Source organism: Microbacterium sp. GbtcB4 (genome assembly GCF_019091465.1).
Taxonomy (GTDB): Bacteria; Actinomycetota; Actinomycetes; order Actinomycetales; family Microbacteriaceae; genus Microbacterium; species Microbacterium paraoxydans.
The window spans coordinates 368,844-382,156 of the sequence record NZ_JAGXJJ010000002.1 but is presented as its reverse complement, the minus strand read 5'-3'; the positions used below and the strand labels follow the sequence as shown (position 1 = coordinate 382,156).

Below are 13,313 nucleotides of genomic sequence, written 5' to 3'. Positions count from 1 at the left end.
GTTCCCGTCAGGCGCGGAGCGCGCGCAGCAGTGTCTTCGCGAGGCCGACGGTGCCGCCGTCCGCGCGATGACGGGTGAGGCCCTCGCTCACGGCGGCGCCGGTGCGGGAGGAGGCGAACCACGGCGGCTTCGGGAGGATCGTCATCCGTCCGCCGCCGTTCGCGACGGGAAGCGAGCGCGGGAACGGCCGGAAGGGGCCGCGCAGCACGGAGCGCTCTACCCGATCCAGGAGCAGGGCGTTGTGGACGACGTCGATGCCGCTGCCGACGTTGTCGATCGTGCCGCCGGGGAACGCGCCCCACGTGAGCGTCGGCGTGATGAACCCGAAGGCGGTCCAGCCGTTGATCGCGATAGAGCCGTAGTGCAGGGCGGTGAGAGCGCGCTCGAACCCGCTGCCGAGCGCCTTCTCGGTCGCCGGGTCGATGAGCAGGTTGGCGCCGAGTGTGCCCTGCAGCTTCTCATTCGCGTGGGTGACCGCGGCGTCGAGGAACTCCTGGCCCGTGCCGGGCAGGCTCACCACGCCGAGGACCGGCGCGAAGTACTCGGTGTTCTCCAGGGCTGAGGGGTCGTCGTCGGCATCGACCTCGACGAGGAGCCGGTCGCCGAGCACGAGGGCGTCCGGGTAGTCGTCCGCGGCGGTCTGCATGCGGGAGGGGGCACCGGGATACCAGATGGGGCGCTCCGGAGCGGTGGCGTAGGCGCGGCGCAGTTCGGCGCGGAAGGCGTCGGCCTGGTCCCAGTCCGCGGAGAGGATGACGACCTGCCCCGCGATGCAGTTGTGGCCGCTGTTCTGCAGGCGCATGGTCGCGATGTGCTCGGCCTGGTACGCGAGGTCGGCGGCCGTCCACTTCCCCGGAACGACGATGATGGGGGAGACTCCGCCGAGCTCCGCGGTGATGGGCTTCTTCAGCAGCGGCCGGTTCTCGCGGCGGCGGCGCTTCGTCGCGGAGGCCCCCTCGCCGGTCGACGGTCCCCAGACGATGGTGTCGAAGGTCGCCGCAGAGCCGGTGATGTGCACGTGGGCGAGGCCGGGGTGCTGGGTGAGGTAGGCGCCGGCGGCCGGGCCCCCGCGCACGATCCGCAGCAGTCCCGGCTCGATGAGCGGGGCGAGCGCGCGCTTGTAGACGGGGACCAGCGCATCCTGCGTGGGGTTCACCTTCAGCAGGACGGTGCGGTTGTGGGCGAGCAGTTCGTACAGCACGTCCAGCACGGGGATGGAGGTCACGTTCCCGGCGCCGAGCACGAGTCCGACGCCCCCGGACACCGTCGGCGTGCGCTGTGCCAGACCGGCGGTTGCGCGGGCGGTGTTCGGCGTGGTCCCCGGTTCGAGCCAGACCTCGCCGGTGAAGCCGGACAGCAGGAACCGGTCGATGCCGGTGAGGGGGAAGGCATGCACGCGCGCACGGCCGCCTGGTGCGCGGTCGACCCGGATGCCGTCGAGCGGATTCGCGCCGTTCGCGATGCGGGTGAGCGTGGCGATCGAGGCGTCGAGTGCTCCGAGGACGCTGTACGGGCCGCTCAGCCACTCCTCGCCGCGGAGCGGATGCCGCGCGTCCAGGCCCTTGGAGGCGGCGGCGATCGTCGCCCAGTCCTCCGCGGTCGCGGCGACGCTCGTGCGGACCTGCCGGAGCAGCGTCGCGCGCTGCGCCACGGTGAGCGCGGTCCACACCGCGGTCCCCGTCTGCAGATCGGCGACGGCGGCGTCGAGCCGTTCCCTCTCGCCCTCGCCGAGGGCGGGGGTGGCGGGCGCGGTCGTGGGCGCAGAAGTCATCGGCGTCTCCTTCGAACGGGCTTTCAGCTTAGGCGTCCGCGCGGAGATCCGCCGAGTGCGAGGACGATCAGATGATCGAGAGCTCGCGCAGCTTCGACTCCACGTCGGCGTTCGACGGCTCGACGTGGTGCGAGGCGTCGGGGTAGACCACGACGGGGATGTTCGTGCGGCCCGAGATGTCCTTCGCGATGTCCGCGGCGGCGGGGTCGGCGACCAGGTCGACATACGTGTACGCGACGCCGAGCTCGTCGAGCTGCTTCTTCGTGCGGATGCAGTCGCGGCACCAGTCGGCGCCGAACATCGTGATGGTGTCGGAGGCGGGGTTGGTCATGCCTCCAGCCTACGTCTGCGAGGGACGGGTGGCTCCGAAGAAGCCCGTGAGGGCGGCGGCGAGGGCCTCCGGCGCCTCCTCCGCCATGTGATGCCCGCTGTCGATGCCGTGGCCGCGCACATCGTCGGCCCAGTCCCGCCAGATGCGGAGGGGGTCGCCGTAGAGCTCTTCGAGATCGTCGCGTCGGGACCACAGCACGAGCGTCGGCATTTGGAGCCGACGCCCGGCGGCGCGATCCGCCTCCTCGTGCGCGCGGTCGATCGTGAGGCCGGCGCGGTAGTCCTCGAGCATCGCCCGGACGACCGACGGCTGGCGCACCGCGCGCAGGAACTCGGCATGGTTGGCCGCGCCCATCGTCGCCGGGTCGGCCTTGGGGGTGTACCAGGCCTCGGGGTCCGCGCCGATGACGCGCTCCGGGACGTCCGGCTGGGCGAAGAAGAACCAGTGCCACCAGTGCGCGGCGAAGGTCGCGTCGCAGCGACGGAGGTGCTCCGAGATCGGCAGGCAGTCCAGCAGGGCGACCTGTTCGACGGCCTCCGGGTGATCGAGGGCGAGTCGGAGCGCGACGTAGCTGCCGCGGTCATGCCCGACCAGGCGGAAGCGCTCATGGCCGAGTCGCTCGGCGACGGTGCGGATGTCTCGGGCGACGGCGCGTTTGGAATGGGCGGAATGATCGGCGGTGGGCGCCGGGCCGCGGGAGCGTCCGTAGCCCCGCAGATCGGGGCAGATCACCGTGAAGCCGCGGTCGACGAGAAGCGGGGCCACCCGATGCCAGGTCGCCGAGGTGCGGGGGTGGCCGTGCAGCAGCACCATGGGCGGCCCCGAGCCGCCGTGGCGCACGAGGATGTCCGCCTCGGCGGTCGGGATCCGCGTGGTCGTGAAGCCGGGGAACAGTGCCGCGTCGGAGCTGCTCATCGACCGGGGTCCGCTTCGTCCGGCAGCTTCTCGACCGGGACGATCACCACGTCCTGCACCTTCCAGTCCAGGTCGGCGATCCTCTCGGACGCGGCGGTCAGGTCGGCCGTACGGACGCCACGATGATGCGGCACCACGAACGCCTCGATGTGGAACACCTGGCCCTGATCCCGCATGCGCACGGCAGCCTGATCCACCCAGGGGCGGCTGCGCAGGTAGGAGACGACATCGCGGGCCAGCGGGTGCGGCTCCGCGCTGTCGAAGGTGCGGGCCCGCTGGTCCATGAGGTCGACGATCGCCGTCTTCGTGTTGCGGAAGCCGTCCCAGATGATGCCGAGCGAGATGAAGAGCGCCGCGGCACCGTCGAGCCACCAGACGCCGGCGCCCACGCCCAGCACGCCGACGATGGAGGCGACCGTCGTCTGCCAGTCCGCCTTCGCCATGTCGGCGTCGGCGTAGAGCAGCTTGTTGTGCAGGACGGGGGCGAGCTTGGCCTTGGCCGGACCGTAGAAGAACACCGGCCCGACGATCACGACGGCCATGACGGCGACCATCAGCCAGCCGAGCCAGATCGTCTGGCCGAAAACCTGCACGGTGCCGATGGTCGGATGCTCCCCGCGGATCAGCCCGGCCACGGCCTCGGCGGCGAGGTTCAGGCCGACCGCGAGGAGCGCGACACCGGCGACGAGGTGGCCGACGCCCATCGCCCGGTGCAGGCCGTAGGGGTGCTTCCGGGTCGGGCGTCGCCGCACGAACAGGAGCGCGAGGAGGAACGCGAACTGCGGGATGAGCGACAGCATGTCCTCGATCCACGCCGTGCGCATGGCCTGGGACTCGCCCACGACCAGGGCGATCACGGTGATCGTGATCGAGGTGTAGACGATCGTGAAGATCTCCCAGCGCACGGCCTTGCGCGTGGCCCGCTGCTGTTCGTCGGGGAGCTCGGTGCGCCCGAACTGCTTCGTCCCGGTCATCGAGCGACCTCCTCGTCGAGGGAGGCCTCGAGGGCCGAGAGGAAGGCATTCTCTCCGAGGGGGACGAGCATGACGAGTTCCCGATCGCCCGCGCCCTCGATCCCCGGATAGCCGCGGGTCACGCCCGCCTTGTCGATCCACGGGGTGTCCGGCGTCAGTCCGCCGGCCACGAGGTCGAGGTCGCCCGTCTCCAGCATGCCCACCAGGCTCTCCTCGGTCGCGACCGTCCAGGTGACGTTCGCGTCGATGCTCGCGGCGAAGTCGTCGACGAGATCCACGACCGGCCCGCGCGGCTCGCCGCGGTCGATCTCGACGAGGCCGGGCTCGGGCGAGGTGCCGACCCGCAGCTCTCCGCCCGTGACCCGGTCCAGGGTGCCGTCCGGGTCCGCGGGGACCGTCATCCCGCATCCGCCGAGGGCTGTGGCCACGAGGAGGCCGGCCAGGGCGCCGATCAGGCGTCGTCCGGCGGATGTCCGTCGAATCCTGTCACTGCTCACGGGCTCAGGGTGGCGTACAGCCGCGACGCGGGCAACGGCGTTGACGGTGCTATGGAAGAGGACTAGCCACCCTTGAGAGTAAGGGTAGCCTTACCTATAGTGGAGGCATGAGCAGCGCGTGTGAGCACCTGGAGGATCCGGACTGGGAAGCGATGGAAGGAGCGGTGCTCATCGCCGGGGATGCGGCCGATGTCGGAGCCATCGCTCGCGTCGCGTCCCGGCTCCCGTGGGATGCACAGGGCGTCATCCTCATCGAGGCCGCCGCCCGCATCCAATTCCGCCACATCGACGTGCCGCAGGGGGTGTCGGTCCGCTGGCTGGTTCGCGCGGAGGGCGCGCACGCTCACACGCGGGGCGAGCGGTTGGCGAACGCCGTCTATGCGTGGTGCCTGGAGTGGACGTGCAGCGAGCCCCCGGAGCACTGGACGGTGTGGCTCGGCCCGCACACTCCGCCGCACGTGGCGCGGATGGCGCGCAGCCTCCTCGGCGTCGCGAACTGAGTCCCGGCTCAGCGCGTCGCGCCGACGGCGGATGCCGTGGCGTTGGCGGTGATCGCGTCGAGCGCGCGGCGGAGCGCCGAGCTCGACGTGTGCGCGGTGTACGGGAAGTAGACGACCTCGACACCCACCTCCGCGAACTCGCTCTCCAGCCGCAGGCCCTTCTCGGTGCCGCGCCAGTCGTCGCCCTTGAAGAAGTGCGTGAAGCGCACGTCGCGCCACGAGTCCATCTTCGACGGCGTCGTCTCGACGTACACGTCGTCGACGAAGGAGATGTGCCGGACGATCTCGGCACGCTCGGCGGTCGGGATGACCGGCTCGATCCCCTTGACCTGACGCAGCATCTCGTCGCTCACGACACCGGCGATCAGGATGTCGCAGTGCTGTTTGGCGTGTCGCAGCAGATTGAGGTGCCCGACGTGAAACAGGTCGAAAGCTCCGACGGCATAGCCGATACGCGTCCCCATGATCTCCCCAGATCGATCATTCCCCAGTCGAACGGATCCCCACCCGTTCGGCGCGACTCCCACAGCCGCAGACGACACTCTAGCAGGAACGTGTCCTGCAGCCCATAGGAACCCATGGAACGATGGATGTCGGAGCCGATGGGGCTGCGGAACGACGAAGGGGACCACGTTGGGGGCAGGGGTCACGGTCATCGTGCCGACCTACAACGAGCGCGACAACGTCGCCGAGCTCGTGGAGCGCACGGCCGCGGCGTTGGCGGGAAGGGACGCCGAGATCCTCTTCGTCGACGACAGCAGCGACGACACCACGGCCGAGGTGGAGCGCGTCGCGGTCGACGCCCCGATCCCGGTGCGGGTGATCCATCGCTCGGACAACGTCGGAGGCCTCGGCGGGGCGGTCGTCGTCGGCCTGGGAGCCGCGGACGCCGATGTCTGCATCGTGATGGACGGCGACCTCCAGCATCCGCCCGAGCTCTTGCCGGCCCTGCTCGACCGCTATGCGGCGGGGGACGCGGACGTCGTCGGCGCCTCCCGCTACATCGGCGGCGGCGACACCAGCGGCCTCGGCACGGCCATGCGCTTCGGGGTGTCCCGCGCCGCCACCTGGCTGACCCGCGCGATGTTCCCCCGACGGCTCGCCCGGAGCACCGATCCGATGACCGGGTTCTTCCTCGTCGACCGGCGCCGGCTCGACCTGGCCGCCCTCCGGCCGCAAGGGTTCAAGATCCTCCTGGAGATCCTCGCGCGGACGGATCTGCGGATCGCGGAGGTCCCGATGGAGTTCGCCGAGCGCCGACACGGCACCTCGAAGGCGAGCCTCCGGCAGGGGGCCACGTTCATCGCCCACCTGGCGCGGCTGCGCTTCGGCAAGATGTCGTTGTTCGCCGCGATCGGCGTCCTCGGGGCCATAGCGAACCTCGCGATCATGTGGGCGCTGACCGCCGCGGGCGTGCCCTACGTGTGGGCGGCGATCATCGGCGCCGAGGTCACGATCATCGGCAACTTCCTGCTGCAGGAGCGTTTCGTCTTCGCCGACATGCGCACCGATGCCCGCAGCGCCGCCGTGCGCTTCGCGGCCTCGTTCACGTTCAACAACGTCGAGGCGGCGCTGCGCATCCCGGTGATGGCGCTCATGGTCGAGACCTGGCACATCTCCAGCGTGCTCGCGACGGCCCTCTCCCTCGTCGTGGCCTTCTTCGCCCGGTTCCTGTTCCACTCGCTCGTCGTGTACGCGCCCCGTCGGCGTCGGGAGGAGCGGCAGGCCGCGGGTGAGCCGGAGCCGGACACCGCGACCCTGCGCATCATCCGCGCCATCGACGCGGAGGCGATGAAGCCGGGCGAGCTCTAGGCGTCTGCGGACAGGTAGTCGGCGAGGGCCGCATCCGCGTCCCGCGGCGTCCAGCCGGTGGCCGTGATCCGGGCGAGGTCCAGAACGCTGTTGCGCGGACGCGGCGCGATCGGTCCGGCCTGGTCGGCGAAGTACTCCTCCGTCGTCACCGAGGTGACCGCGGCCGGGTCGTGCCCGGTCAGCCGGTAGACCGCGCGTGCGATGTCGGCCCAGGAGTGCGGTTCGCCGCCCCCGGTCACGTTGTAGAGCCCGAACGGCGCCGACACGTCCAGCAGATGCCGGATAGCCTCCGCGAGGTCGGTCGTGAAGGTGAGTCGTCCGATCTGGTCGCCCACCACACGCGGGGCGACGCCCCGCCCGGCCAGCGAGGCCATCGTGCGCACGAAGTTGTGACCGTCGCCGATCACCCAGGAGGTGCGCAGGATGTAGTGGCGGGGCACGGTCGCCACGATCGCGTCTCCAGCCGCCTTCGTCTGGCCGTACACCCCCAGCGGGCGCACCCCGTCCGTCTCCGTGTACGGCTCGTCCTTCGTGCCGTCGAACACGTAGTCGCTGGACACGTGCACGAGCGTGAGGCCGTTCTCGGTCGCGACCCGGGCGAGCGCGGACACGCCGGTGACGTTCGCCGCCCAGGCTTCCGCGCGGCCCCCCTCCGTCTCGGCGCGGTCGACGGCCGTGTAAGCGGCCGCATTGATGATCGCTCCGTAGTCGCGCCAGCGCCGTGCGCCGGTCAGCCCGGGGTCGCGGAGGTCCAGCGTCTCGCGGGTCGTGTACTCGACGTGCTCCGCATCGCCGAAGGACCTGCGCAGCGCCAGGCCGAGCTGACCGGATGCCCCGACGACGAGGATCTTCCGCGGGCCGATCGGGGTCACCTCGGCCAACCGTGGATGCGCCCGGTCCTTCGGAGAGATCTCGACCCGGTCGAGGGGGATCGGCCACGCGATGGCCGCCGTCTCGTCGGCCAGATTCAGGAAGGAGTACGCCGCGTCGGGCGACCAATGGTCGTTCACCAGGTAGGTGTAGGCGGTGTCCGCTTCGAGCGTCTGGTACGAGTTGCCGACGCCGCGCGGCACGAGGATGGCGCGCGACGGGTCGATCTCCGTCGTGAAGACGCGCCCGAAGGTCTCGCCCGCCCGCAGGTCGACCCAGGCACCGAAGATCCGGCCGGTGGCGACGGAGACCCACTTGTCCCACGGCTCGGCGTGGATGCCGCGGGTGGTGCCGATCGCGTCGTTGAACGAGATGTTGTTCTGCACGGGGCCGAAGTCCGGAAGACCGGCGGCGACCATCTTCTCGCGCTGCCAGTTCTCCTTGAACCAGCCGCGGGTGTCGCCGTGCACGGGGAGGTCGACGAGGAGCAGGCCGGGGATCGGCGTCTCCGTGATCGTGAGCGCCTTGCCGAACGCGGTCATCACTGCCCCCTGGCGGCGTAGAACGATTCCGTGGCGTCCTTGGCCGGCGCCCACCAGTCCTCGTTCTCGCGGTACCACTCGATGGTCGAGGCCAGGCCCGACTCGAAGTCGGAGAATCGCGGCGCCCAGCCGAGCTCGGTGCGCAGCTTCGTGGAGTCGATCGCGTAGCGCAGGTCGTGGCCGGCGCGGTCGGTGACATGGTCGTAGGCGTCGGCGGGCTGGCCCATCTGCGTGAGGATCAGCTCGACGACGGACTTGTTGTCCTTCTCGCCGTCGGCGCCGATCAGGTACGTCTGGCCGATCTCGCCCTTCTCCAGGATCGTGAGGACGGCCGAGGAGTGGTCGTCGGCGTGGATCCAGTCGCGCACGTTCTGTCCGGCGCCGTACAGCTTGGGCCGGATCCCGCGCAGCACGTTCGTGATCTGGCGCGGGATGAACTTCTCCACGTGCTGGTAGGGGCCGTAGTTGTTCGAGCAGTTCGAGATCGTCGCCTGCACCCCGAACGAGCGCACCCAGGCCCGCACCAGCAGGTCGCTGCCGGCCTTCGTGGACGAGTACGGCGACGAGGGGTTGTACGGAGTCTGCTCCGTGAACCGTGCCGGGTCGTCCAGCTCCAGATCTCCGTAGACCTCGTCGGTGGAGATGTGGTGGAACCGGCGATCGTGTCGGCGGGCGGCCTCCAACAGCGTGTAGGTGCCGATGATGTTCGTGTCGAGGAACGGCCGCGGGTCGTGCAGCGAGTTGTCGTTGTGGGACTCGGCGGCGTAGTGGACGACGGCGTCGGTCCGGGCGAACAGGCTGTCGACGAGCGCCGCGTCGGCGATGTCCCCCTCCACGAGCTCGACCCGGTCGGCGGGCAGACCCGCGAGCGAGGCGCGGTTGCCGGCATAGGTGAGCTTGTCCAGCACCGTCACCTGTGCGTCCGTGTGCGCGACGACGTGGTGAACGAAGTTCGATCCGATGAAGCCGGCGCCGCCGGTCACGAGCAGGCGGGTCATCGAGCGCCCCTTTCGAGCAATCCGAGGAGATAGGTTCCGTAGCCCGACTTGACGAGGGCATTCGCGCGCGTGCGCAGGGCCTCGTCGTCGAGGAAGCCCTGACGCCAGGCGACCTCCTCCGGCACGCCGATCTTCATCCCCGTGCGTCGCTCCATCGTGCGCACATAGTCGGCGGCGTCGGTCATCTGGTCGAATGTCCCGGTGTCCAGCCATGCGGTCCCGCGCGGAAGCACCTCGACCTGGAGCTTGCCGCGCTCGAGGTAGGCCCGGTTCACGTCCGTGATCTCGTACTCCCCGCGGGCGCTCGGCGCGAGGTTGCGGGCGATCTCGATGACATCGTTGTCGTAGAAGTACAGGCCGGGCACCGCGTAGTTGCTCTGCGGCGCGGTGGGCTTCTCCTCCAGGGAGACGGCCTGGCCGTCGGCGTCGAACGCCACGACCCCGTAGGCCTCCGGCTCCGCCACCCAGTAGGCGAAGACCGCGCCGCCGTCGATGTCGGCGAAGCGCTTGAGCTGCGTGCCCAGGCCCGGCCCGTAGAGGAGGTTGTCCCCCAGGACGAGGGCGACGCTGTCGTCCCCGATGAAGTCCGCGCCGATCGTGAAAGCCTGTGCAAGGCCGTCCGGGGACTCCTGCTGAGCGAACGAGAGGGAGACGCCGAACTGCGAGCCGTCCCCGAGCAGCCGCTCGAAGTGCGCGGCGTCGTGTGGCGTCGTGATGACCAGGATCTCGCGGATCCCGGCAAGCATCAGCGTCGACAGCGGGTAGTACACCATCGGCTTGTCGTAGACCGGGATCAGCTGCTTCGAGACCCCCAGCGTGATGGGGTGCAGCCGCGTCCCCGAGCCGCCCGCCAGAATGATGCCCTTCATGTATCCCCCTCGTGAAACATCGATGCTCGTGGCGGCGTCACTGAGAGGACGGCCATCCCCTGCCGTCCGACGACCCCCACAGTCGTACGCTCGACTCTAGCGGAGAAGTCGCCCTTTACACCGCCCGGGCCGAGGGCCATAGTGGGCCTCGTGGTATCCGAGGACAGCCCGGCGCTGTCCGTCACCTGGGCGCATCGTGCTGAGCAGTCGGCCTCCGTCTGGGCGCGCGCACACGCCAGGGGAGAGGTTCCGAGCGTGTGGCCGTATGGGCTGGACGCTCTCCGCGACCATGCCGTGGTGGAGGTGGACGAACTCCCCGATCCCGGTCGGATCGCACGGCTCCGCGCACGCGCCGGCCTCGGCCCCCGACCCCGCGCGGGGCTCGCCATCGCCTGGGATGAGAACACCGCCTACCGCCTCCAGATCCTGCGGCCGCGGACGCGGTACGCCGCGGGGGTCATCTGGCTCACCGACATGGCGGCGGCCGGTGCCGCACCCGGTCGATTGGTGACGATGCTGCGGGCGGCCACGGCGCTCTGGGTGCTCAGCGAGGCGCAGGTGGTCCCGCTGCAGCGGCTCCTCGGGTCCGGCGGGCCGCGGGTCTTCGTCGTCCCGTTCGGGATCGACCACGAGTTCTTCTCCGCGCACCCGCCGACGGCCACCCCCCGGATCGTCAGCGCGGGTAACGACAGGGACCGGGATCCCGCGACGTTGTACGCCGCGCTCGCCCTGGTCCTCGCCGCGCGCCCGGGCGTCGACGTCGTCGTCCAGTCGCCCTCCGCGTTGCCGCCTCCGGAGGGCGTCCGGCTCGTGCGCCGACTGCCGCACACCGAACTCCGCGATCTCTACGCGACAGCGAGTGTCGTGGTGACCGCGACCCGCCCGAACCTGCACGCATCCGGGATGACGGTCGCCCTCGAAGCGCTCGCCACCGCGCGTCCCGTGGTCGTCTCGGACACCCCGGGCATGCGTGACTACGTCAGCACCCGCACCGGCGCCCTCGTCCCGCCGGGGGAGCCGGAGGCTCTGGCGGAGGCGCTGATCGGGATGCTCGACGATCCTGACCGCGCGGTCGCGCTCGGGCAGCAGGGACGGATCGAGGTCGAGCAGCGGTTCACGACGAGGACGATGGTCGACGCGCTCGTCCGGGGTCTCCGAGCCGACGTCTGAGGGGGCGGATCAGTCCCGTCCCCGGCGCTTGACGCGCACGGCGGCTCGGAAGGCGTCGCGGTGCGCGCGACCCGCATCGGCCCACTCGCGACGGGAGAGGTCGGGGGTCCCCGCGAGGGCGGACGCCGCCTGCCAGGACGAGACGAGCGTCTCGGCATCGAGGTCGTCCCCGTCGTACATGTGCACCCACTCGGCGCCCACCTCGCGGGCGAGGGCTTCGTTCGCCTGGTTCCGCGGCACCAGCACCGGGCGGCCCATCGACAGGGCGGCCAGGACGCTGCCCGAGTTGTGCATGAAGCGGTACGCGAGCACGATCAGCTCGGACGACGTCGCGAGCTCCACGAGCTCGGCGTCACTGAGGAAGTCGAGGTGCAGGTCGACTCCGGGGAGCGTGGCGGTGCGTGCGCGGAGGTCGTCGGCGAGCTCCGGCGTGGACGGACGCCCGCCGATGCGCAGGCTCAGCGCCGGCTCGATCGCGACGGCCTCGCCGTAGGCGTCGATGAACCCGTCGAGGCCCTTGTACCTTCGGATTCCGCCGAACGACCCCAGCCGTCCGTGCACGCGCTCCGCGGACGGGTAGACCGCGTACCAGTCGCGGTAGTGCCCGTGCAGGATGAGACTGTGCGGGGTCCCGGCCGGCAGCGGTGTGGTCTCGTTGATGACGATCCGGTAGTCGGTGTGCCGATCGATGAAGCGCAGCAGCCAGAGCCGCGGGGCGTTGTCGTCGGGGAGCTCCAGGTTGTGCACGGTCCGCACCACGGCGATCCGCCGCGACAACCGGTGCCGGAAGGCGAGCGCGGTCGTGAGCGCGAACTTCCCCGCGGACTTCCACCAGGTGGATCCGTGGAGCTTCGCCTCGGGCCAGTGCCAGTGGAAGGCGTCGTAGCGGCCGAAGAGCGCGGTCTTCCAGGAGAACCGGAGGTGTTCCAGGCCCTCCGTCGTCCCGAGAGCCTCGTCGAGCATCTTGTTGTACGGATTCGTCGTGGGGCGCGGCGCGCCCAGGGACTGCATCACGCGGATGCTCGACGCGGATTCGGTCATCGTGTTGTCCTCCGAGGGGCGACGGTACTCGTCGTAGCGGCGCCCGAAGGCGGCCGCGATGGTGCCGCGACCGCGATGGATCAGGCGGGTGCCGCGGGCGTGATGGGTGATGTTCGAGGTGACGGCGCCGAAGGCCCGGCGCGCCGCACCGACGACGATCCGGGCGATGCCGCCGAGGGCGGCGCGCACGCGGAGCACCCCGCGGCGCATCCTCCCGTGCGCGAGCTTCACCGCGATGCGGGTGCCGGCGTTCGCCGAGCTGAACGCCCGCTGCGCTGCCCACGCTCGGGTGAGTCGGGCGGCGACGACGAGGTCTTCCGTCTCGGACTCGTTGCACCAGACGATGCGGCCGCCGCGATCGACGAGCTCGCGGGTGAAGAGCGTGTCCTCGCCGCCGCCGAGCCCGAGGGACGGGTCGAATCGCACACCGAAGCGGCGCACCGCGCGGAGATCGAGAAGGAGGTTTCCCGCGGCGGCGACCGGGAGCACGGTGCCGGTCGGACGCGGTGGACGACGGAACGTTCCCGAGGCGAGCAGCCACGGATCGACGTCGTCATCGAACACGGAGATGACGCGGCCCATGACGGCATCGGCGTCGAAGGCCCGCCACGTCGTGATCAGCTCTGCGAGCCAGCCGGCGCGAGGAACCTCGTCGTCATCGATGAAGGCCAGCAGATCGCGGTCGGCGCACTCGTCGAGCAGCCGGTTCCGGGCCGCGACGATGCCCGGCGTCGGCTCGACGACGTAGCGGACAGGCAGGGCGGCGCTCGCGGCCACCTCGCGCGCGGAGCCCGCAGCGTCGTTGTCGACGACCAGCACCTCCACGTCCACGCCGAGGTCCGCACACTCCGCGATCCGGTCGGGGAGTGCGCGCAGCAGCGCCGCCAGCAGCTCCGGCCGTCGGTAGGTGGGCACGCCGATCGTCACGGCGATCGCGTCGCCCGTCCCCGGTCCCCTCTTCATCCGCCTCATCCCCATGGCAGTCGTGCGCCTGTGTCCCCGCGCCGGCTCATCGTACCGTGA

The 13,313-nt window shown here is 70.7% G+C and carries 13 protein-coding genes; 3 read left to right on the top strand and 10 right to left on the bottom strand.

What is annotated here, in order from left to right; translation table 11 throughout:
* Nucleotides 1-7: 7 nt before the first annotated feature.
* From KVS71_RS05760 to KVS71_RS05740, 5 genes are all read right to left on the bottom strand, one after another.
* On the bottom strand, nucleotides 8-1,771 hold the full coding sequence (locus KVS71_RS05760) for an aldehyde dehydrogenase family protein (protein WP_217584089.1): 1,764 nt from the start codon (nucleotides 1,769-1,771) through the stop codon (nucleotides 8-10).
* Between the two features lie 67 nt (nucleotides 1,772-1,838).
* A complete protein-coding gene (locus KVS71_RS05755) occupies nucleotides 1,839-2,102 on the bottom strand; it encodes a glutaredoxin domain-containing protein (RefSeq protein WP_025104627.1) in 264 nt (87 codons plus the stop codon).
* Between the two features lie 9 nt (nucleotides 2,103-2,111).
* Nucleotides 2,112-3,017, bottom strand: coding sequence for an alpha/beta fold hydrolase (locus KVS71_RS05750; protein WP_217584088.1), 906 nt, complete (start codon nucleotides 3,015-3,017; stop codon nucleotides 2,112-2,114).
* On the bottom strand, nucleotides 3,014-3,991 hold the full coding sequence (locus tag KVS71_RS05745; protein WP_217584087.1) for a cation transporter: 978 nt from the start codon (nucleotides 3,989-3,991) through the stop codon (nucleotides 3,014-3,016). Before KVS71_RS05745 ends, KVS71_RS05750 begins: the two co-directional genes overlap by 4 nt.
* A complete protein-coding gene (locus KVS71_RS05740) occupies nucleotides 3,988-4,488 on the bottom strand; it encodes a hypothetical protein (RefSeq protein WP_231919569.1) in 501 nt (166 codons plus the stop codon). Before KVS71_RS05740 ends, KVS71_RS05745 begins: the two co-directional genes overlap by 4 nt.
* 107 nt (nucleotides 4,489-4,595) lie before the next feature.
* Between KVS71_RS05740 and KVS71_RS05735 the strand changes: the two genes are divergently transcribed.
* A complete protein-coding gene (locus KVS71_RS05735) occupies nucleotides 4,596-4,988 on the top strand; it encodes an SIP domain-containing protein (RefSeq protein WP_060922252.1) in 393 nt (130 codons plus the stop codon).
* 8 nt (nucleotides 4,989-4,996) lie between these two features.
* On the opposite strand, the gene KVS71_RS05730 is transcribed toward KVS71_RS05735, so the two are convergent.
* On the bottom strand, nucleotides 4,997-5,452 hold the full coding sequence (locus KVS71_RS05730) for an adenylyltransferase/cytidyltransferase family protein (protein ID WP_060922253.1): 456 nt from the start codon (nucleotides 5,450-5,452) through the stop codon (nucleotides 4,997-4,999).
* Nucleotides 5,453-5,621: 169 nt separating this feature from the next.
* On the opposite strand from KVS71_RS05730, the gene KVS71_RS05725 reads away from it, so the two are divergent.
* Nucleotides 5,622-6,800, top strand: a complete 1,179-nt coding sequence (locus KVS71_RS05725; protein WP_217584086.1) for a glycosyltransferase — start codon at nucleotides 5,622-5,624, stop codon at nucleotides 6,798-6,800.
* Here KVS71_RS05725 and KVS71_RS05720 read toward each other — a convergent pair.
* From KVS71_RS05720 to rfbA, 3 genes are read right to left on the bottom strand one after another with little or no spacing between them, the layout of a single operon-like run.
* Nucleotides 6,797-8,212, bottom strand: coding sequence for a bifunctional dTDP-4-dehydrorhamnose 3,5-epimerase family protein/NAD(P)-dependent oxidoreductase (locus KVS71_RS05720; RefSeq protein ID WP_105949217.1), 1,416 nt, complete (start codon nucleotides 8,210-8,212; stop codon nucleotides 6,797-6,799). The two genes, KVS71_RS05725 and KVS71_RS05720, sit on opposite strands and share 4 nt — an antisense overlap.
* Complete coding sequence (gene rfbB, locus KVS71_RS05715) at nucleotides 8,212-9,210, bottom strand: dTDP-glucose 4,6-dehydratase (RefSeq protein WP_060922256.1); 999 nt, start codon at nucleotides 9,208-9,210, stop codon at nucleotides 8,212-8,214. The genes KVS71_RS05720 and rfbB overlap by 1 nt, the downstream gene beginning before the upstream one ends.
* A complete protein-coding gene (gene rfbA / locus KVS71_RS05710; RefSeq protein WP_217584085.1) occupies nucleotides 9,207-10,079 on the bottom strand; it encodes a glucose-1-phosphate thymidylyltransferase RfbA in 873 nt (290 codons plus the stop codon). The genes rfbB and rfbA overlap by 4 nt, the downstream gene beginning before the upstream one ends.
* Before the next feature lie 150 nt (nucleotides 10,080-10,229).
* On the opposite strand from rfbA, the gene KVS71_RS05705 reads away from it, so the two are divergent.
* Nucleotides 10,230-11,249, top strand: a complete 1,020-nt coding sequence (locus KVS71_RS05705) for a glycosyltransferase family 4 protein (protein WP_217584084.1) — start codon at nucleotides 10,230-10,232, stop codon at nucleotides 11,247-11,249.
* A gap of 9 nt (nucleotides 11,250-11,258) precedes the next feature.
* Here KVS71_RS05705 and KVS71_RS19980 read toward each other — a convergent pair whose 3' ends face one another.
* Nucleotides 11,259-13,253: a glycosyltransferase gene (locus tag KVS71_RS19980; RefSeq protein WP_254635469.1), complete on the bottom strand. Its 1,995-nt coding sequence runs from the start codon at nucleotides 13,251-13,253 to the stop codon at nucleotides 11,259-11,261.
* Between the last annotated feature and the right edge of the window lie 60 nt (nucleotides 13,254-13,313).

Bases quoted from the DNA above. Each gene is read 5' to 3' on its own strand.
- KVS71_RS05760 (WP_217584089.1), bottom strand. From the start codon at position 1,771: ATGACTTCTGCGCCCACGACCGCGCCCGCCACCCCCGCCCTCGGCGAG.
- KVS71_RS05755 (WP_025104627.1), bottom strand. From the start codon at position 2,102: ATGACCAACCCCGCCTCCGACACCATCACGATGTTCGGCGCCGACTGG.
- KVS71_RS05750 (WP_217584088.1), bottom strand. From the start codon at position 3,017: ATGAGCAGCTCCGACGCGGCACTGTTCCCCGGCTTCACGACCACGCGG.
- KVS71_RS05745 (WP_217584087.1), bottom strand. From the start codon at position 3,991: ATGACCGGGACGAAGCAGTTCGGGCGCACCGAGCTCCCCGACGAACAG.
- KVS71_RS05735 (WP_060922252.1), top strand. From the start codon at position 4,596: ATGAGCAGCGCGTGTGAGCACCTGGAGGATCCGGACTGGGAAGCGATG.
- KVS71_RS05730 (WP_060922253.1), bottom strand. From the start codon at position 5,452: ATGGGGACGCGTATCGGCTATGCCGTCGGAGCTTTCGACCTGTTTCAC.
- KVS71_RS05720 (WP_105949217.1), bottom strand. From the start codon at position 8,212: ATGACCGCGTTCGGCAAGGCGCTCACGATCACGGAGACGCCGATCCCC.
- rfbB (WP_060922256.1), bottom strand. From the start codon at position 9,210: ATGACCCGCCTGCTCGTGACCGGCGGCGCCGGCTTCATCGGATCGAAC.
- rfbA (WP_217584085.1), bottom strand. From the start codon at position 10,079: ATGAAGGGCATCATTCTGGCGGGCGGCTCGGGGACGCGGCTGCACCCC.
- KVS71_RS19980 (WP_254635469.1), bottom strand. From the start codon at position 13,253: ATGAAGAGGGGACCGGGGACGGGCGACGCGATCGCCGTGACGATCGGC.